This window comes from Colwellia sp. 75C3 (assembly GCF_002836255.1).
GTDB lineage: Bacteria > Pseudomonadota > Gammaproteobacteria > Enterobacterales > Alteromonadaceae > Colwellia.
Window position 1 is genome coordinate 78,234 of sequence record NZ_PJAU01000054.1, and the last position, 19,533, is coordinate 97,766.

11 protein-coding genes and 1 tRNA gene are annotated in these 19,533 nt (G+C 37.0%); 4 read left to right on the forward strand and 8 right to left on the reverse strand.

The genetic code is table 11. The features are described 5' to 3' along the window. The first annotated feature begins 66 nt into the window (after positions 1-66). Together CXF85_RS12990 and CXF85_RS12995 are read left to right on the forward strand one after the other, a co-directional pair. Positions 67-1,506 (forward strand): coniferyl aldehyde dehydrogenase, encoded by a 1,440-nt coding sequence (locus CXF85_RS12990; RefSeq protein ID WP_101229087.1) that lies wholly within the window; start codon positions 67-69, stop codon positions 1,504-1,506. 128 nt (positions 1,507-1,634) lie between these two features. After that, positions 1,635-3,161, forward strand: coding sequence for an AMP-binding protein (locus CXF85_RS12995; protein ID WP_442871871.1), 1,527 nt, complete (start codon positions 1,635-1,637; stop codon positions 3,159-3,161). A 338-nt stretch (positions 3,162-3,499) separates the two neighbouring features. Here the strand turns inward: CXF85_RS12995 and CXF85_RS13000 are convergent, their stop codons facing one another. The 5 genes from CXF85_RS13000 to CXF85_RS13020 form a co-directional block, all read right to left on the reverse strand. Next, the gene (locus tag CXF85_RS13000) at positions 3,500-6,661 is read right to left on the reverse strand and encodes a two-component regulator propeller domain-containing protein (RefSeq protein WP_232771186.1); all 3,162 of its coding nucleotides are present in this window, start codon (positions 6,659-6,661) and stop codon (positions 3,500-3,502) included. Between the two features lie 98 nt (positions 6,662-6,759). Next, a complete protein-coding gene (locus tag CXF85_RS13005; RefSeq protein ID WP_101229089.1) occupies positions 6,760-8,463 on the reverse strand; it encodes a S8 family peptidase in 1,704 nt (567 codons plus the stop codon). A 294-nt stretch (positions 8,464-8,757) separates the two neighbouring features. Continuing rightward, positions 8,758-10,590, reverse strand: coding sequence for a S8 family serine peptidase (locus tag CXF85_RS13010; RefSeq protein WP_101229090.1), 1,833 nt, complete (start codon positions 10,588-10,590; stop codon positions 8,758-8,760). A gap of 418 nt (positions 10,591-11,008) precedes the next feature. Beyond that, a complete protein-coding gene (locus CXF85_RS13015; RefSeq protein ID WP_101229091.1) occupies positions 11,009-11,800 on the reverse strand; it encodes a substrate-binding periplasmic protein in 792 nt (263 codons plus the stop codon). A 151-nt stretch (positions 11,801-11,951) separates the two neighbouring features. Then, on the reverse strand, positions 11,952-13,505 hold the full coding sequence (locus CXF85_RS13020; RefSeq protein WP_101229092.1) for an ATP-binding protein: 1,554 nt from the start codon (positions 13,503-13,505) through the stop codon (positions 11,952-11,954). Between the two features lie 503 nt (positions 13,506-14,008). Between CXF85_RS13020 and CXF85_RS13025 the strand changes: the two genes are divergently transcribed. Next, the gene (locus CXF85_RS13025) at positions 14,009-16,429 is read left to right on the forward strand and encodes a methyl-accepting chemotaxis protein (RefSeq protein WP_101229093.1); all 2,421 of its coding nucleotides are present in this window, start codon (positions 14,009-14,011) and stop codon (positions 16,427-16,429) included. A gap of 126 nt (positions 16,430-16,555) precedes the next feature. Here the strand turns inward: CXF85_RS13025 and CXF85_RS13030 are convergent, their stop codons facing one another. The 3 genes from CXF85_RS13030 to CXF85_RS13040 all read right to left on the reverse strand — a co-directional run bounded on the left by CXF85_RS13030 (position 16,556) and on the right by CXF85_RS13040 (position 17,958). Continuing rightward, complete coding sequence (locus CXF85_RS13030) at positions 16,556-16,834, reverse strand: peptidylprolyl isomerase (protein WP_101229094.1); 279 nt, start codon at positions 16,832-16,834, stop codon at positions 16,556-16,558. Between the two features lie 99 nt (positions 16,835-16,933). Continuing rightward, a tRNA-Leu gene (locus CXF85_RS13035) sits at positions 16,934-17,018 on the reverse strand. A 319-nt stretch (positions 17,019-17,337) separates the two neighbouring features. Beyond that, positions 17,338-17,958 carry a TetR/AcrR family transcriptional regulator gene (locus CXF85_RS13040; protein WP_101229095.1) on the reverse strand — a complete coding sequence of 207 codons (621 nt, stop codon included), beginning with the start codon at positions 17,956-17,958 and terminating at the stop codon, positions 17,338-17,340. A 163-nt stretch (positions 17,959-18,121) separates the two neighbouring features. Between CXF85_RS13040 and CXF85_RS13045 the strand changes: the two genes are divergently transcribed. After that, complete coding sequence (locus CXF85_RS13045; protein ID WP_101229096.1) at positions 18,122-19,222, forward strand: efflux RND transporter periplasmic adaptor subunit; 1,101 nt, start codon at positions 18,122-18,124, stop codon at positions 19,220-19,222. The last annotated feature ends 311 nt before the right edge of the window (positions 19,223-19,533 follow it).

Below are 19,533 nucleotides of genomic sequence, written 5' to 3' on the forward strand. Positions count from 1 at the left end.
TAGGATTTAAGACAGGAAAGCATTCTAGTATTGAACACTTGAAATGCTTGTATAATAGAGAAACTAATGGCCGATAACCCTTATACCGAATGTGATGACAAAGAAGAAATAGAGCAATTAGAACGTTTGTTTTTACTTCAAAAAAAAAATGAAAACTGCGTGGAAATACCAAGTGCGAAGCAAAGAATTAGTGACATTAAGGCATTAAAAAATGCGTTAACTCACCATCAAAATGAGTTACTTATTGCTATGAGTGACGATTTTGGTCATCGAAGTAAAGACGATAGTAAACTGGGTGATATTCTAACCACCATACTGAGTGCAAATTACGCAATTAAGCATATCAAGCGTTGGATGAGGCCGAGTAAAAGGCATGTTCATCCGTTATTCCAACCGGCAAAAGCACATGTACAGTACCAGCCTCTTGGCGTGGTTGGCATTATCACACCATGGAATTATCCGATTTTTTTAGCGCTTGGTCCCTTAATCACTGCTTTGTCAGCCGGCAATACTGCCATCATTAAAATGTCAGAGTTTACCCCAAACACTAACAGGATAATGAAACGATTAATTGCCAGTGCATTTCCTCCTGAAAAAGTTACGGTAATTTGTGGTGGTTCCTCTGTCGCGGCACATTTTACTCATTTAAACTTTGACCACATAGTTTTCACAGGCTCCACAGCTATTGGCAAAAAAGTAATGGCCGCGGCCTCAGAAAACCTGACGCCTGTCACTTTAGAGTTAGGTGGGAAATCACCCGTTATTATTGGTAAAGACATTGATATTTCGACCGCAGTAACGCGATTTTTAGTCGCAAAAACCTTAAATAGCGGTCAAACCTGTGTCGCACCAGATTACCTACTTTGTCCTGAAGAAAAAATCCCGAAATTAATAGAAACGCTTAAAATTCAGTTTAACTCCCTATACCCCAATATTGAAAATAATCCAGATTATGGCGGTATTATCAATAATGCACAATTTCAACGATTACACCATTTAATAGAGGACGCGAGCAATAAAGGCGGAGTGATTACCCCATTAACAGTAGAAAAAATTGATGGCAATGTGAGGAAAATGGCGTTAACCGTGATCACCAATATTCATGATGACATGCGAGTTATGCAAGAAGAAATCTTTGGCCCTTTATTGCCTATTGTGCCTTACAACGACATTCAACAGGCCATAGACTATATTAATCAACGCGAAAATCCATTAGCGCTGTATTTAATGAGTTTTGATAAAAAGACTCAGCACCTAGTTCTGAATAAAACCAAAGCGGGTGGAGTATGTATAAACGAGGCTGCAATGCATGTTGCACAAGACGATTTACCGTTTGGCGGTATAGGTGATTCAGGCATGGGCCAATACCATGGGCGTGAAGGGTTTTTAGCACTATCAAAAGCTAAGGCGGTTTTTTCACGTGGAAAATTCAGTTTAGGCTCTTTAATCTTTCCTCCTTACAACCAAATCATTCACAAACTTATTTATAAAATACTCATCAAATAGTGAAGCCATTAATTATGAAATCATCAACAGTACCGACCTCATCAGCATTATTAAACCAAGCGATTGACTCCAAAAATGGTGGGTTAAACTTAGCTCATGAGAGTCTTGCAGATTTAATTGAAGAAGCGATGGACAAAAATTCCACTGAGAGTGCATATCAATGTTTAGGTCAGACATTGACCTTTGCTGACATTGATAAAAAATCATCGGCTTTAGCTACATATTTATTAGAAGTTGCTAAGCTTAACGCGGGTGATAGGGTGGTTATTCAACTACCAAATATTACCCAATACCCAATTGCCGCCTATGCAGTTATTCGCGCAGGGTTAGTTTTAGTTAATACCAATCCCTTGTACACAGCACGTGAAATGCAGCATCAATTTAGTGATTCAGGCGCGAAAGCCATTATTATTCTTGCTGATTTGCTACCTAAATTAGTTGGGATTATTGAGCAAACTAACATTAATACGATTATTGCAACTCACGCCATAGATTTAATGCAACCTCAAATCATCAACGAGAAAAAAGTACTATCCGCCAATTTAATCAGTTTCAGTGAAGCCTTAAAATCAGGCAATGAATTTTCAAAGATTAACCGCCAACCAATAAACATCAATGACATTGCGGCCATTCAATATACGGGTGGCACAACAGGGGTCTCCAAAGGGGCAGTATTAACCCATAAAAATTTATTAAGTAATGTCATGCAAGCGTCGGAACGTTTATCAAACGTAGCGGTTGAAGGCGAAGAATGTTTTGTTACCCCATTACCGCTTTATCATATTTACGCCTTATTACTGAATTTATGGGTGTTTAGTAAAGGAAATAATAATATTCTTATCCCAAACCCTCGAGACATTGAAGGTTTTATCGACACCTTAATGATAAATAGAGTGACTGGATTTTGTGGCATCAATACCTTATTTATTGGATTATGCAGTCATCCAAAAATTAAAGAAGTTAACTTTGACGCATTAAAATTTACTATTAGCGGCGGCGCTGCCCTTACTTCTACCGCAACAGATAATTGGTATAAAATTACCGGCTGTACCATCTCTGAAGGTTACGGTTTATCGGAAACGTCACCTGTAGTGACATTAAATGAACCAGGGAAAGAACAATTAGGTACTATAGGTTTACCTGTGATCGGTACCGAAGTACAAATTTGGAATGATGATGCCAAGGAAGTAAAACTAGGAGAAACAGGAGAATTAGTTGTTCGAGGGCCACAAGTAATGCAAGGGTACTGGCAACAACGTCAGGAAACCCAAAAAGTTCTAACCCAAGAGGGGTGGCTTAAAACCGGTGATATCGCACTGCAAAAAAACAATGGTTTTTTTCAAATAGTTGATAGAAAAAAAGACATGATTATTGTCTCTGGTTTTAATGTCTATCCCAATGAGATTGAAGATATTTTAATGTCTCACCCCGATATTTTAGAAGCCGCGGTGGTTGGCGAGAGCTGCCCTAAATCAGGTGAATTAGTCTCTGCTTTCATTGTTAAAAGGTCAAATGCTGATCTTTGTTATCAAGAGATTACACGTTATTGCCGAGAATTATTAACGCCCTATAAAGTCCCTAAAAAAATGATCTTTTTAAATGAATTACCTAAAAGTTCTATCGGAAAAGTTTTACGAAAAGAGCTAAGAAACTAGCAGAAATCATACAGTTTAAATCTATCAATTTATTGTTAAATTATAATCAAATTTTTATAGCCGTTTTATAATGAATGTCAAACCAACTATTTGAAATAAAAGGGAAGTTAGCTATAAAGAAGTAATTTATAGCTAACTAAAGTATAAAGCCCCTCTGTCTTTGAAGCTGAATAAAATATTATTAATTACTGTCCATTTTTATTCGGCAAGATCAAATTAGCAATAAGAAGTCATAAGGTAATCATTGATACTTACCATTGTAATATCTGCGGAGCTACCGTTAGTTAAAACAACGTCAGCAATGCACTTACACTTACACTTACAAGGTATTATGCAGCCTAACCCTGCTTTAATTTGACTAGTTTACTTAACTCGTCAATGCCTTGCTGCTGAATGACATCTAAATAGTTAAACGGTTGAGTCTGTGGGGCATAAAAACCTAACCAACTCATTTTGTTATTGCTTGCCACTTTTAATGCATGCTCGGTAAGAACACTCACTTGATCCCATGATAGCGCCATAGGTTGCTCAAAGTTAAACGGGTAAAAAGAATAAGCCATACCTGACTCAATGCTATGACCTAATACTTGGGCAAAACGATCAGTTAAGCGAGAAACAAGTTCACGAGCATTGTCATCTTTCTCGTAACCAATAATAACAAAGGTATCATTGGCCCAGCGAATAACTAAATCATCATTATTACGGCTATAAAGCAACAAATCAGTCAAATCAACTAACTGGCTATTCGTTACTTGCTCTATATTATCTAGCTTAATCATTACAAGGTATAAACGTGGCAATAGACTGCGCTGTACGGGCAGGATGTTTTCATGAATTTGAGACATTAGTTGGCTGGCTTGTTCGATATAAATATCTAAATACCGGCGACTTTTAACGCCCGTCACTTTATCGACCGTCGCAGCATCTTCTAGCTGTTTATTTGCCTGTTCAAGTTCAACATTCTTCAAATGAAATTCTTGTGTTTTCTCTTTAACTTGACGCTTAAAAAGTTCTTTTTGTTGCTGTTCTATAAGCAGTTTTCGGTTTAAAAAACGCGAATATGCTAACAACAATAACGCAATCAATGCTGCATAAAGTACATATGCCCACCAAGTATTCCAAGGGGCTGGCTTTACCGTAATATTAAGTGATAAACCAGGATCACTCCAAAGGTTGTCGCCATTACCAGCAATAACCTGTAGCTGATAACTGCCTGAAGGTAAGTTAGTATAAGTCGCTCGTCGTGACTTACCGGCATCAATCCACTCTTCATCAAAGCCTTTCAAACGATATTTATAACGTGTTGAGTTAGGATCCGCATAGTTTAAGCCGACATACTCGAATGAAATAAGTTGTTCACTGTAATCAAGTTCCAATTGAGTTAAATTAGATAATGAACTTCCTAGAGGCATGGGTTCATTCAACTTCAAAACATTAGTTAATCGTACTTCTGGTGCTGACTGATTAGTATTAATTTTTTCTGGGTTGATGCTATTCATGCCTTTACCAGCACCAAAGTACATGGTGTCGTCCATTGAACGAAATACAGCAGAATGAGTATATTCTAAATCAACTAAGCCATGGGTGAGGTTGAAATGCTTAAAACTTTTCTCACTCATTGAATAACGAGAAATTCCTTTATTGGTACTAAACCAAATATCATCATAAGCGTCTTGAGTGATAGCATATACGGTCAAGCTTTTCATACCATCTTTAGTATCAAGGTGAATAAATGAAAAGTTATTATTATGACGATTTTCGCGGCTCAACATACTCAAACCTGAAGATTGAGTACCAAACCAAAGATTTTTGTTATTGTCCAACCACATGATCCATGAAAAGTCATCAGAGATACTGTTAGGGTTGTTTTCCTCATATCTAAAATGAGTAAACGTTTGGTTTTTACGATCAAAACGACTTATTCCACCACCAAAAGTTGCCAACCAAATAAAGCCTTGGTCATCCTCTAACAACTGTACAACATGATTACTACCGGGTCCTTTTTCATTGTGTGATTTATTCTTTATAAAACGTTTAAAAGTCCCCTCTTTATTAAATAAGTTAATGCCTTGATGGAAAGTAGATACCCAAAGATTGCCATCTCTATCTTTAATAATATCAGTAATACTGTTAGCCGAAATAGAATTATTATTTTCAGCATCATGCTTATATGCACTAACTTTATTCGTTTCTAAGTCAATTGAAAATAACCCTGAAGCTCGCGTCCCGACCCATAATGTATTGCCATCGGCAAACAGTGTCATAATTCTATATTCTGAAAACGAGGTATTAAAAACAGCAGCTGAAATTGAATTATCATCTTGTGACAACCGGTAAATTCCAGCGCTATAGGTGCTAAAATATAAAAAATCTTTATCAAATTGAGCAAAACTAGTAATATTGTGATTTTTTAAAATGGGATTAGTTTGCGTACTGTATTGTCGAAAGGTTGCCATATTAGGATCCCATCGATTTACGCCAGAAAAAGTCCCTACCCACATCATTTTATGATTATCTTCAAAAAAAGTAAGAACGAAGTCATTACTTATACTATATGGGTTATTAGGAGAGTAATTGTATCGACTGAAATGATGAGTTTTATAATTATAAATAGATAAACCGTTGTCCGTAGCAATCCATATATTTTGTTCTGAATCCTGATAAATATTACTTATTGCATTACTACTAATCGTTGACTGATCATCTACATTATTTTGATAGTGAATAAATTTCTCTGTGTTAGCGGCATACTTCAATAAACCATTATCTACTGTGCCGATCCAAATATCCCCGCTCATATCTAGATACAGACTACTGACAAATTTATTAACATAAGTAGCACTGTTTTGATCACCGTACTTAATGGACTTAATGTAATTTCCTTGTAGATTAAATACCGAAATTCCTCCCCCATTTGTGCCAACCCAAATTTCTTGATTACGGGTTTCAATAATTGAAAGTACAGCATTGTGGGTAAGACTATTAGGATTCCCTAGTTCTTGAAAAATTTTCTGAGTTGTCCATTTTCCTTCATGATAGTTGAGAACATTTAAGCCTTTTTCGGTAGCAACCCAGATTTTACCTTCACTATCCTCAAATAACGCATTAACGCTATCATTTGTCAGCCCTGAATCTTTAGTTTTAGTGGTAAAATGTAAAAAATCTTGAGTTGAAGGTCTATATAAATTCAAACCTCCGCCGAAAGTACCCACCCACAATCGTTGTTGTTTATCAATGAGAATACGGCTGATTACACTTGAGCTTAATGAGTTAGGCTGAGAGTTATCATGCTGGAAGCTGAGAGTTTGGTGCCCATCAAAACGGTCTAAGCCTTCGGAGGAACCAAACCACATAAAACCATCTTCATCTTGTGCAATCGTTCTAACAAAGTTGTAGGACATTGGGTTATCAATACCAAAGTTTTTAAACAGTTTTATTTCTTGTGCAAGAGCACTGGAGTTAATGATAATTGATAATAAAAATATAAATATTATTTTCACAAAAAGCCCTTATAAAGTAATGAGATATAAATGTTTACAGTATTAAATAAAGGGTATAAAAAAGCCACTGTAGTAACAGTGGCTTAGGTGTTAATCAGCTATTGTTGTTCAACCCAATTATTAACATTAATATTGGTAGTGTTATCAGCTACACTCATCCGCCAAATTATGGTATCTGATTCAAGATTCATTCGCCAAATTATCGTGTCAGTTTCAACATTCATTCGCCAAATTATTGTATCTGTTGAGGCCGTATTTCTCCAATCTAATGCATTTTCAGCATAATTCATTCGCCAAATTATTGTATCACCATCAAGATTACTATCATCCAAACGCCATACATACTCATCGCCTAAACCTTCAACATAAAAGTTTCCATCATCGTTAATATTGGCAGGCCCAAAAAAGTGTTCATTTTCTTCTAAGTCTTGAGCAATATCTAATGCTTGGTTCGCACATGATGAAGCGGTACTCGTTAATGCATCAGCAGCATTAATCATGCCTGAACCTTGTTGAAAAACGCTATAAGCAAGTTCACCGTTATTATCGAATGCGGCATGAGCACTGTCCATTAAGCGACATTTCACTTCGTCTGGTGTCAACGTTGGATCTTGGGTCAACATTAATGCCACTACACCAGAAACCACACCAGCAGCTTGCGATGTGCCTGACATTTCAAAGTAACGGCCACCATCATGAAATTCTGGATGCTCCTGAACTATTTGAGTGTCAAAAGCCATCAAACCTGATAAATGTCCGCCTGGTGCGACAATTTCAGGCTTAACAAAGCCTTCTACTGTAGGTCCTGCAGCACTAAAAGTGGCTAATATGTCATCACTTTCATCAGAATCAGTATAATTATCTGTCATCGCACCAACAGTAATAATATAAGGAACGTTGCCCGGAACGCCGATTGTCATAGGGTCAGGACCACTATTGCCAGCAGAAGCAACCACAACAATACCGGCTTGCCATGCTTTCATTACCGCTTGATTTAAAGGATCGTCCCAATAATAAGAGCGGGCTGGCCCACTGAATGACATATTAAGCACTCTAAGATTGATTTGATCTTTGATTTGTAGAGCCCAGTCAATACCACGGATAACGTCAGCGTAAGTTGCTTTACCTTGTGCATCAAACGCTTTAATGCCTACTAGCGAAGCGTTCGGTGCTACACCATAAACTTTACCGTAAACATCATAATCAGCGTTTCCGGCAATACTGGCAACATGTGTACCATGACCACTTTCTTCATTACTATAATTACTGATGGCGTTATTTATCGCGTCATAAGTGCCCCAGAACTTATCTCGGCCATATAAATCAGTTGATAAGCCTAAGCCTGTAGATGTCCCTTGTAACTGGTCGAGGCCTGTATCTAAAAAGCCAATGGTCACACCATCGCCAAAATTGCGCGTTGCGTGTACTGATGTGGCATCAATTAAGTCATTAACTACCGATTTGGGTTGCCATTTTCTTTTCCCCCAGGCCTTACCACCTGACAATTCTACTTTATGGTTTTGAGTAACGTTAACATCAATGCTTTTCTGTAATTGGGAAAGCTGATGTTGAGTCAAATCAACGGCTACAGCATTAATAATGGCGAGTTCATGAGAAGGCTCCACGTTGAGCGCTAAGACTGTTTCTTTTAATAACGAGTAATCGGCTGAGCTGATAATATAAGACTGAGTTTTCTCATTAACCGTACTGTTTAATGAAATAATGACAAGCAAAGTTGAGATACCAACAAAACCTAACAATGAGATTGGTTTAATTATTTTTCTTATTGAATTGTTCAACATTTTATTTCCCCTATGCCCAATACATCTTCAAAATACCTACATACTTTTAAAACATTAGGGTGTAATTATTCAAATCTTGCAGAACCTATTTTCATTACAATTGTTAAAAGTAGGTCACAAAGAAACACATCACTACAAAACATAAACTAAACACACCCTGACCACAATGATTTTAACCCTGCATCGAGAGTATTTAAAAGTGAAAGTACTTTAAACGAAAATATCCAGCTCATGTAATGAGCTGGATATTAAGTACTTGAAGAGTACTAAATCAAGTACTTAAGTCAGTTCAAATTAGAAGTTTACTGTTACGTCACTTGAACAATTATCACTATTTTGGTCACAAACTTTATAAGTGAATGTACCTGAGTTTCTAAAGCTATCAGTATATGCACCATCATTTGCCGTAGTTGTTAATAAAGAACCGTTACGGAAAATCTCTACACTAGAAGTAGCAGCACCTGACCATGTTACGTCAACTTTGTTTTTACCTTTAGCACGGTATGCTGAAGCGTCTGCTGTAATATCGCCGCCTACTGGAGGAGGAGTAACACCGCCACCACAACCGTTAGCTGTTAGGTAATCACTTGCCGCTTTTGCTTTAACGATACCATGACCAAAGTAGTCATCGTGACCTGCAGCGCCATTATCTTCAGCCGTTGCTTTTAATGCATCACGAATATCGGTACCTGTACAACCATTATGGTTAGACCAAATTAGCGCAGCCATACCTGATACTGCTGGCGTAGCCATTGAAGTACCGCTCATGAAACCATAGTCACTGGTACCAATAGTAATATCAACTGTATTTGCTGCTAATAACGCTGTTCCGTCTTCTTGAGAAGCACCTACCGCAGGGATACTAGTTGCGTTAGTGTCTCCCAAAGTACCATATAGCATACCGGGTTCGTTATTATAAAGCACTGCACCAACGCCACCTGAATTTTCACAGTTCAAAACTTTATCATGGAAAGAAATAACGCCACGTTCTATAACACAAATCAAACCGTTTGCGCCTGAGTCGGTAGACTCTGCAGTTCCCATGTTGTAAGTATTACCAGATACTGAACCCGCGTTTTCCATTGCGGATGTTGCAAAAGCAGCACCATCAACGCTCATTGAAGCACTCGTTGCCATGCCTGCAGGGTAAGTAGATAACGTATCAACACCACCAGCTGTAACTTCTACACACGTAGTTTCATCCGTTGTAGTTGTTTGTTTTTTACCACGGCCTGTTGTTACGTCACAGCTTGGAAACTGTGAGAAGTCAGCAATTGCGTTGTTATTGTCGTTAGCACCAATCATCATTACTGAAGAGTAACCCGCTGGGAATGAACGAACATTGTTACCATCGTTACCTGCAGCGGCTAAAACTAAACCACCATTATCAGTAAAGGCTTTAAATGCATTTTCTTCAGTGCTGTTTGCACCACCACCACCAAGACTCATGCTAATAATATTAGCGCCTGCGCCTGCACAAACTTCTGCTGCAACAGCTAAATCCGAAGAATATCCCCAACCTTCAGCATTAAATACTTTAACAATGTGCATATCAACACCTGGTGCCATACCGACTACACCAATGTTATTGTCTGCAGCACCAATAGTACCCGCTACGTGAGTACCATGTGGGCCACCGTTTTCATCCCAGTTGCCTGTACCAGAGTCGTTAGTACCAGAGATATTGCTCCATACGAAATCTGGGTTAGAGCGATCTAAACCTGAATCGATAATACATACTTTCATGCCAGCATTAGCGTTAAAGCTAACTTGGTCAGCTTGAGATTGAACAACAGCATAAGGAGTAAGCTGCGTAGTCATAGGGTTGCCTGCCGTATCGCTATATACAGAAAGAGGCATACGTCGCTGATCTTCTTCAATCATTTGAATATGTGGGTTATTCAATAAACCTTTAACTTGGCTTAAATCTTTACCAGCAAATGAAGCTGCGATGAAACCATTTCCGTCTACTTTTAATTCAGCGCCTAATTTTTTAGCGAGTGCTTTTACAATGCCTTTCTTACTTTCATCTACCTTAATGATATATCTGTCGTCAGCTGCTTGTGCTGTAAATGCTGCAGTAACCGCTAGGGCAATTATCGATGTTGCAAATTTAGAAACCTTCATATGTACTCCACTATATCGTAATGTAAGTCGTCTTATTGTTAATGACGCTAATTATTATTGTTTTGATTAACTGTTTAGATGAACTATCCGTTCTGCCTTTATATGCTTCACTTAATATATAATTTTGCTTAGCATGGCTCCCTGCCTCTTGCATAATTCGATAATATCAGTTGTTAAAAACGCCCCTAGTAAAATAACGACAACTTTTCGAACAAAAACGACAACACCACACAATAATTAACATTTACAGTAAGTTAGCTTGATAAATAAAATAACAATGTTAGTTTTATATTACTATTCACCGATAATTCAGGCGTAATCATTGATGATTTTCAATCTAATAAGTTTTATTTTTCGAGTGTTTCGGGGGAGATAGAATCAATTTAAGTCTGAGTAATTTAAGTCGAGTACTAAAATATTACTTATTGTTGTGCGCTATTGGCGTGGAGTAATCGCCATTATGATAGTTGGATAATATTTGTTGGTATTGGCCACTTTTATGAAGTTTTTTTAAGCCCTGATTAAAACTAGCTAACAAGGATGAACTTTTAGGTAAGCTCTTGGGGAAGAAGATAAAAGAGTCATAAACTCTAATTGGATTTTTGTTATAGGTTACTTTTTCTAATGTTCCCTTAGGAAAATTTGTCATGAGTAAGTACTCAGCAATACCTGACGTCATGGGGAAAACATCAATACGCCCAGCCAATAGTTTTTTAAAATTCAAATTGTCATGTTGAGCGTTATCAATAATAAATACATTTTCTTTGATGGCCTTATTAAAAATATCTCCATAGTTTAATTTATTGGTGACGCCAACTTTTAATCCAGCTAAATCTTTGATATCACGCCAATTGAACTCTGTCGTTTTTAAATGATAAAAATAAGTCGCTGAAGATATAATGCTATTACTCATATACATTCCATCAATACGCTCTTTAGAATAACCATAAGAAGCAGTCGCATCGACCCTACCCGATTTTGCCATCATAAACGCTCTAGACATGGGGTAATAATGCCACTTAACCTTAATATTACTTTGGGCAAAGGCAAGTTCTATAATGTGACTAACAACACCTTGGTGAGGTAAATATCTTGAATGTTCAGGCGGGTATTCGAAAGTACTTAAATGAATCATATCAGCAGCTTTACATAAAAAACTGAGACTCAAACTGAGATATACGATAAAGAAAATATAAAATACTTTCAACATTTCACTACCTTATAAATGGCTTTATAACTTTCGTGTTTGTTTTCCTATAATAGTTGATATCTGTACTTTTTGTTTAGCTCCCTTGAACAGTTATCATTGATTAATTATATCGAATGCTAATTATTATTTACTAGTATTGCTTTCATAAAGACTATGTATTATGCATCGGTACAGTAACCTTAAAACATGCACCTTTATCAACTTGAATATTCTCTATTGTGCCACCTAACTTAGCATCAACAAGGTTAAAAACTATATTCAAGCCTAAGCCAGAGCCACCTTGACCGCGCTTGGTGGTAATAAAAGGTTCAAAAACTTTATTATTAACTTCATCACTAATGCCTTTACCATTATCTTGATATAACAGTGTTAGGTAGCCGTCTTCTTGGGTAAAGCGAATAGATATTTCACCCTCTCTGGTATTTTCAAAACCATGCACATGTGAATTTACCATAAAGTTAGTTAAGATTTGATTCCAGGCGCTAGGGTAAGTCACCAAACTCAATTCTTCATCAACCTCAATGTTGATCTTGTAGTTTTTAGTCTTAAACATTGTTTTAACCGTATTAACAACATTATTGACATGATTAGCTAAGTTAATATCGACTTCGGGATCTGTGTGCTGCTCAACAGCTACTGATTTAAAACTTTGGATAAGGTCAACTGACTTAATCAAACTGCGTTCAATAATTTGTTCATATTCGGTGAGTAAATTTAACTTACTGACTAGAAAGGACTTTGTAAGTTTTTCATTACTGATAGCTGCTTGTAAACTGTCAACATGTTCCTTTAATGCTGAAATGGAAGTAACACAAATACCTAGTGGTGTATTAACCTCATGAGCAACACCGGCAACTAACTGACCGAGTGAAGCCATTTTTTCTGATTGTACTATTTTATCTTTAGCGAGAGTTAAATCATCAAAAGACTGCTGTAATTGATTATTACTTTTAGCCAGCATAGCGGTTCTATCATGCACCTTTACTTCTAGCTCACCATTAAGTGCCAACAAAGCATTTTCAGCATCTTCTAACTTACTAATTTCACTGTTTAGGTTCCTGCGCATGATATTAATCGCATCAACTAAATCGTCTAATTCATCCTTAGTTTTATAACGATTTGATAGCGTTAACTCTTGTTCGAGATTATCGCTACCAAATTGCTGAGCGTATTTAGTAATTAAAAACAAATGCCGGGTAATAAGCTGATTAACAATAAATATAATAAAAAATGTTAGCAGGAATATCTTTATTGATTCGCTCAACAAAATAAAACCCGCTTGCTGATATAATTTTTGGTATATATCTTGATAGTTCGCATAAACAGTCAACTTACCGACAACATTATCTGAATAAGTAATGGGGTACTCAACAAATTTCTCAACACTCACATCAGTTTGACCCAACTGACGCTGATAATCAAAATCATTAGATATTTTAACTAAGCGGACATCAGGTAAATCAACAATCCCTTGTAACTGCACAGCAAGAAGAGGCTCATTAAAGTCCCATAAACTCGTAGCAATTGAAGGGATATAGCTTTGCTCAATATTATCAAAACGTTGATCTAACAATCTCAAATCATTTTGAAAAGAATTATATAATTGAATTAGTGTCGAACATATTGAGAAGAAAATACTGCACAATAAAATATAAGACAATAGGCGCCGACTTAGCTTATTAAGGATGTTAAAGGCATTCATCATGGTAGTTTTCTCATTAAACCTATGCTGTATTAAATTGATATGAATTCATCATAAATAATTAAAGTGAACTGATACCTGTTAACAACAATAACGCATTAACAACAATGTGCACCTAAAAGACCTAGAACATTCATACTATTAGTTATGCTGATGTCGGTAAAGCTATTTAACTATAGGTAATTGTTAATGGACAAAAACAGACAAGAAATAGAACATAGACCCATTATTTCTTGAATTCATCTGCAAACTTTATGTTGAATAAATTACCAACAAACCAAGTTAACCAATAAAAAAATAAAATTAAAATACCATTGCGATTTGATGAATTTGTCTTATCTTTTAAGTAGTAAAACTAAATGATACGCTTTCTCAAGGAGGGGAAAGCAAATAGTTGTGTGATATATGATCGTTATTTTTCCTGCTTCAGGAACTCTATAGCGATGCTCAGCTTAAAATATCATTCACTAACGATGGGTATTTACATTCAGACAATAGGTTGAATTATGAATGTTGCTACAAATGTCGCACTAAACGAAAATGCAGAACTTTTAGAGTTAAAAGCAAAATTTGATGCTATTAGTAAAGCACAAGCGGTCATCGAGTTTAATATGGACGGTACGATTATTACCGCCAATGAAAACTTCTTAAGTACCCTAGGTTATACCCTTGAAGAAATCCAAGGGAAACATCACAGTTTATTTGTTGAACCGGCCTATAAAGCCAGTAACGAATACAAAGAGTTTTGGGCAAAACTTAATCGTGGTGAATTTGAAAGCCAAGAATATAAACGTCTTGGTAAAGGCGGCAAAGAAGTCTGGATTCAAGCCTCCTACAACCCCATTATTGATTTAAACGGCAAACCTTATAAAGTCGTTAAATTTGCTTCAGATGTTACCCAACAAAAATTATTTAACGCTGACTCAAGTGGTCAAATAGAGGCCATAAGTAAAGCACAAGCGGTCATCGAGTTTAATATGGACGGTACTATTATTACCGCCAATGAAAACTTCTTAAGTACCCTAGGTTATACCCTTGAAGAAATCCAAGGGAAACATCACAGTTTATTTGTTGAACCGGCCTATAAAGCCAGTAACGAATACAAAGAGTTTTGGGAAAAACTTAATCGTGGTGAATTTGAAAACCAAGAGTATAAACGTCTTGGTAAAGGCGGCAAAGAAGTCTGGATTCAAGCGTCCTATAATCCCATTATGGATTTAAACGGCAACCCCTTTAAAGTGGTAAAATTTGCCAGCGATGTAACCGAACAAAAACTATTAAATGCGGATTCAAATGGTCAAATAGAGGCGATAAGCAAAGCACAAGCGGTTATCGAGTTTAAGATGGACGGTACTATTATTACCGCCAATGAAAACTTCTTAGTAACACTCGGTTATAGCTTGAACGAAATTCAAGGGCAGCATCACAGCCTATTTGTTGAACCTGCTTATAAAGCCAGCAACGAATATAAAGAGTTTTGGGCAAAACTTAATCGTGGTGAATTTGAAAGCCAAGAATATAAACGTCTTGGTAAAGGCGGCAAAGAAGTCTGGATTCAAGCGTCCTATAACCCCATTATGGATTTAAACGGTAATCCTTTTAAAGTCGTTAAATTTGCTTCAGATGTTACCCAGCAAAAATTACTTAACGCTGACTCAAGTGGTCAAATTGACGCCATAAGTAAAGCACAAGCGGTCATTGAGTTTAATATGGACGGTACTATTATTACCGCTAACGATAATTTCTTAAACGCATTAGGTTATCGATTGGATGAAATAAAAAATAAGCATCACAGTTTATTTGTTGAATCATCATATAAAGCCAGTAACGAATACAAGGAATTTTGGCAAAAACTTAATCGTGGTGAATATGACGTTAATGAATACTTACGCGTTGGCAAAGGTGGCAAAGAAGTTTGGATACAAGCGTCGTACAACCCGATTTTAGATTTAAATGGCAAGCCCTTTAAAGTAGTTAAGTATGCCACTGATATTACCGCAAGAAAAAAAGCCATTACTGAAATAAGAAATCTATTATTAGCTATGTCAGAAGGTGATCTTACTCAAAACATCGATAGTGAATTAGTCGGAGAATTTAAAGTTATCGGTAACTCCATGAATGAATTTATTAATATATTAAGAGACATGGTGATGGATATTCGTAATACATCAACCAATGTTTTTGACTCGGCAAGAGAGCTTGCTGAAGGAAATAACGAACTCAGCCATAGAACTGAATCACAAGCATCAAGCCTTGAAGAAACCGCATCAGCGATGGAAGAATTAACCAGTACCGTTCAGCAAAATGCTGAAAACACGTCTAAAGCAAGCGCTTTATCTTCCTCTGTTATGGAGAAAGCTAGCGATGGTGGAAGTGTAGTTGATAATACCATTATGGCGATGGGGGACATTAATAGATCGAGTAAAAAAATTGCAGACATTATCAGTGTTATTGATGAAATTGCTTTTCAAACAAACTTATTAGCGCTTAATGCCGCAGTAGAAGCAGCACGTGCTGGTGAGCAAGGCAGAGGATTCGCAGTGGTTGCTGCTGAAGTACGTAATTTAGCACAACGTTCTGCGGGCGCAGCTAAAGAAATAAAAGGTCTTATTAATGATAGTGTAGAGGCCGTAGGACAAGGCACTAAGTTAGTTGATGAAACCAAAGCAACCTTTAGTGAGTTATTTAGTGCAATTGAAGAGGTCAGTAAAATGATCGCCGATATTGATGGCGCAGGAAAAGAACAGTCAGCTGGTATTGGCGAAGTCAGCTCAGCGGTGAGTCAAATGGATGAAATGACTCAACAAAATGCTGCATTAGTTGAGGAAGCATCAGCATCGAGCAAATCAATGGAAGAACAAGCACAAGCGCTATTAGAGCAAGTCGCTTTTTTCAATGATGGTGAAGACCGTAATATTCGCCATTAATACAAGCGTTGCAAATCAACTAAATAGGTAAGTAAACATGTAATTCAATCAAGTTTACTACATAAAAAACCGACGTTAATTGTCGGTTTTTTTATTATAGATATTTATTAAAAAACTCGTTATAAATTAAGTCCGGTAAAGCACTTTAATGACATGCCAACCAAATTTTGTTTTTACTAGGTGAGGCTCTAATAGTGCACCTTTAAAGGCTATTTTATCAAACTGAGGTACCATTTCACCTCGTTTAAACTCGCCTAAATCTCCGCCCTTTTTACCCGATGGACATGACGAATATTTTTTAGCTAATGTTTGAAACTTAGCACCTTTACCTAACTGCTTAATAATATCTTCTGCAATTTCTTTGTGCTTCACTAAGATGTGAAGTGCGTACGCTGTAGCTGCCATGTAAAAACCTTTTTAATACCGCTGATAACTAATCTATTTTAACATTATCTTTCAGACATAAAAAAGCCCCGATTCTTTCGAATCAGGGCTTTCTTTATATGGTACCGCAAGACGGACTTGAACCGTCACTTCTTTCGAAATCGGATTTTGAATCCGACGTGTCTACCAATTCCACCACTGCGGCTTAAACTTTTTCTGTTAAGAGTTTATACATCAACTTTTAACTTAAATATTTTTATACTCAACGACTACTTGTAAATACGGTAGTTATTACTACTCGTAGACACTATTTTCATCACGCTGGTATTGTTTTCTACAACGTAAAATTTATGCTTTTAATGCAAAGGATTTTAAATCCGCCGTACTCACCAACTTGGTGACACGTTAACTTTAGCTATAAGCTTCAGTGGGTGGCATTATACGAAACTTTTTGCAGTAAGCAACAAGTTTTTCACCTGTTCACTGTCCTTAGGCATCAAGTGTCGTTTATTTGTGCAATCGTCTTACTTTCTGTGTGCATTTAAGAAGAGATCAACAGCCTTGGTTACTTGACTCATAATTTCCTCATCGCTAAATTTTTTATTCGGCAGTAATAAGCTACGAGTATGTAATGGTCCTTTCGCCATTTCAATAAGCATTTGCGCACTAAAGTGGCAGTTTTCAATTTTTAATACTTTCGTCTCAGTTAGCCATGATAAATAATCCACTAAAGGTAAGACGCCGGCCATAGGCCCTTTTTGATAAATCATTTCACCAAGCTCAGGGAATTTCACTACTTGTTGTACGACTAAACGAAACAGTGACATCAAATCTGCTGACAACATGCCTTTTACAAACTTGAAGCACACTTGGTTAAGTGCTTGCTTTGCATCTAGCTCTCGATTTATCGAAGTCAGAATTTCAGACTGCACTTTAACTTGTCTTTGAACAACGGCCATCAATAAGCCTCGTTTATTACTAAACTCATTATAGATAGAACGTCTTGAACCACCGGCTTCATTAATGATCATTGCTAAAGATGTTTCATCAAATCCTTGAGAATAAAACAGATCTTGTGCTGCATCTAATATCAAAAGGCCTCTTGGGCTGAGTTTCGTTAGTTCTAAAGTGCTGTCTTTAACCATTTGAAATTGCCGTCATTGTAATTATATTGTTGACTTTGGTACTACATAGTACCAAAATATGCGGTACTGAGTAGTACCAATTGTACAGTTCAGTCAAAATGAACTTTACTCATAGGGATACCCCTGCACTTTTGGCTAGCCAAAAGAATTTGAAGGAACATGTATGCGCGCAATCTTATTCACATTTATTACCCTATTACTCGTTGGGTGTAATGAACCAGCTAAAGAAATTACTAAACCAATTCGTCCGATAATGTGGACAAAGGTAGCAATATCTCCTTTTGAACAAATCCGTACTTTGTCTGGTATTGTTGCCCCCGTTGAAGCAACAAAGCTTAGCTTTGAAGTACAAGGTAAAATTCAGAGCATTGAAGTAAATTTGGGTAATGAGGTAGTTAAAGGGCAAGAGCTTGCCCGCTTAAATCAGCGTAACTTCAACTTAGGGCTTCAGTCTGCAAAAGCACAATACCAACAAGCGAAAGCAACATTAGTTGATGCCCGAAATAGTTATAACCGTTATGAAAAGTTACTTAAGCAAGGCGTAGTATCACAATCGGGCTTTGATAATGCTAAGGCCACATATGATGCAAGTAAGAGTGCTGCCGATGTTGCTCAAGCGCAATTGGATATTTCCAGTAAAAACTTACAAGACAGTATTTTATTAGCACCCTATGACGGCATTATTACCAAACGTTTATTTGAACCTTCTCAACAAATATCACCCGGTGAATCCCTCTTTGAGATTGAAGGTAATCACGGCTTAGAGGTTCATATCCTAGTACCTGAAACCCTCATTCGTGAATTAAGGTTACATACTATTCTGCCTATTAATTTTCCGGTTTTACCTCAGTTAACTATGCAAGGCCAAATTACAGAAATAGGTACTCGCGCTGAGTTTGCCAATGCCTTCCCGGTAACTGCCGTATTGCAAGGTGATAATCCATTACTGCGTGCAGGCATGACAGCAGAAGTGGCGTTTTCTTTTTCTGGTACTGGTAGAACTGGTCATAAAGGGGATGTTTTTCGTATTCCTGCAACGGCACTAAGCGCTGGATTAGAGCAAAAAGCGTATGTTTTTGTATATAACCCTGAAACACAGCAAGTGACTAAAACTCAAGTACAGACAGAGAACATTTTCAAAAATGAAGTGTTCATATCATCAGGCTTAAAACCAGACGATATTATTGCGACAGCCGGTGTTGCTTTCTTGCGTGATGGACAGCAAGTCAGCTTGATAGATAACAGCATTCAGCGTTTTAACTAAACAATACCAAGTCTATTAAGTTATTTCCCACTCAGCGAGAATTAAAAGGCATAGGGGCAAGGCTTTGATTGAAGAGAATGGTTACTCAGGAGAATATGCTCCTGCATTCTCTAAGAAGCTACATCCGTGTAGCGTCCTTATCAAAATCAATAACGCAGCAAATAAGCCTTTACCTTTCATTAGGTACTCGCCCTTCGGGAGCTTATTAGCAAACTGATAACATCATAAAATTGGTGAAATATAGAATAACTATGTTTAATCAATTTCACTTGTTCTAAGCTCGCTAATAATAGCTCTGAGTTGGGAATAAA

Bases quoted from the DNA above. Each gene is read 5' to 3' on its own strand.
- CXF85_RS13010 (WP_101229090.1), bottom strand. From the start codon at position 10,590: ATGAAGGTTTCTAAATTTGCAACATCGATAATTGCCCTAGCGGTTACT.
- CXF85_RS12995 (WP_442871871.1), top strand. From the start codon at position 1,635: ATGGACAAAAATTCCACTGAGAGTGCATATCAATGTTTAGGTCAGACA.
- CXF85_RS13030 (WP_101229094.1), bottom strand. From the start codon at position 16,834: ATGGCAGCTACAGCGTACGCACTTCACATCTTAGTGAAGCACAAAGAA.
- CXF85_RS13045 (WP_101229096.1), top strand. From the start codon at position 18,122: ATGCGCGCAATCTTATTCACATTTATTACCCTATTACTCGTTGGGTGT.
- CXF85_RS13020 (WP_101229092.1), bottom strand. From the start codon at position 13,505: ATGATGAATGCCTTTAACATCCTTAATAAGCTAAGTCGGCGCCTATTG.
- CXF85_RS13005 (WP_101229089.1), bottom strand. From the start codon at position 8,463: ATGTTGAACAATTCAATAAGAAAAATAATTAAACCAATCTCATTGTTA.
- CXF85_RS13015 (WP_101229091.1), bottom strand. From the start codon at position 11,800: ATGTTGAAAGTATTTTATATTTTCTTTATCGTATATCTCAGTTTGAGT.
- CXF85_RS12990 (WP_101229087.1), top strand. From the start codon at position 67: ATGGCCGATAACCCTTATACCGAATGTGATGACAAAGAAGAAATAGAG.
- CXF85_RS13040 (WP_101229095.1), bottom strand. From the start codon at position 17,958: ATGGTTAAAGACAGCACTTTAGAACTAACGAAACTCAGCCCAAGAGGC.
- CXF85_RS13025 (WP_101229093.1), top strand. From the start codon at position 14,009: ATGAATGTTGCTACAAATGTCGCACTAAACGAAAATGCAGAACTTTTA.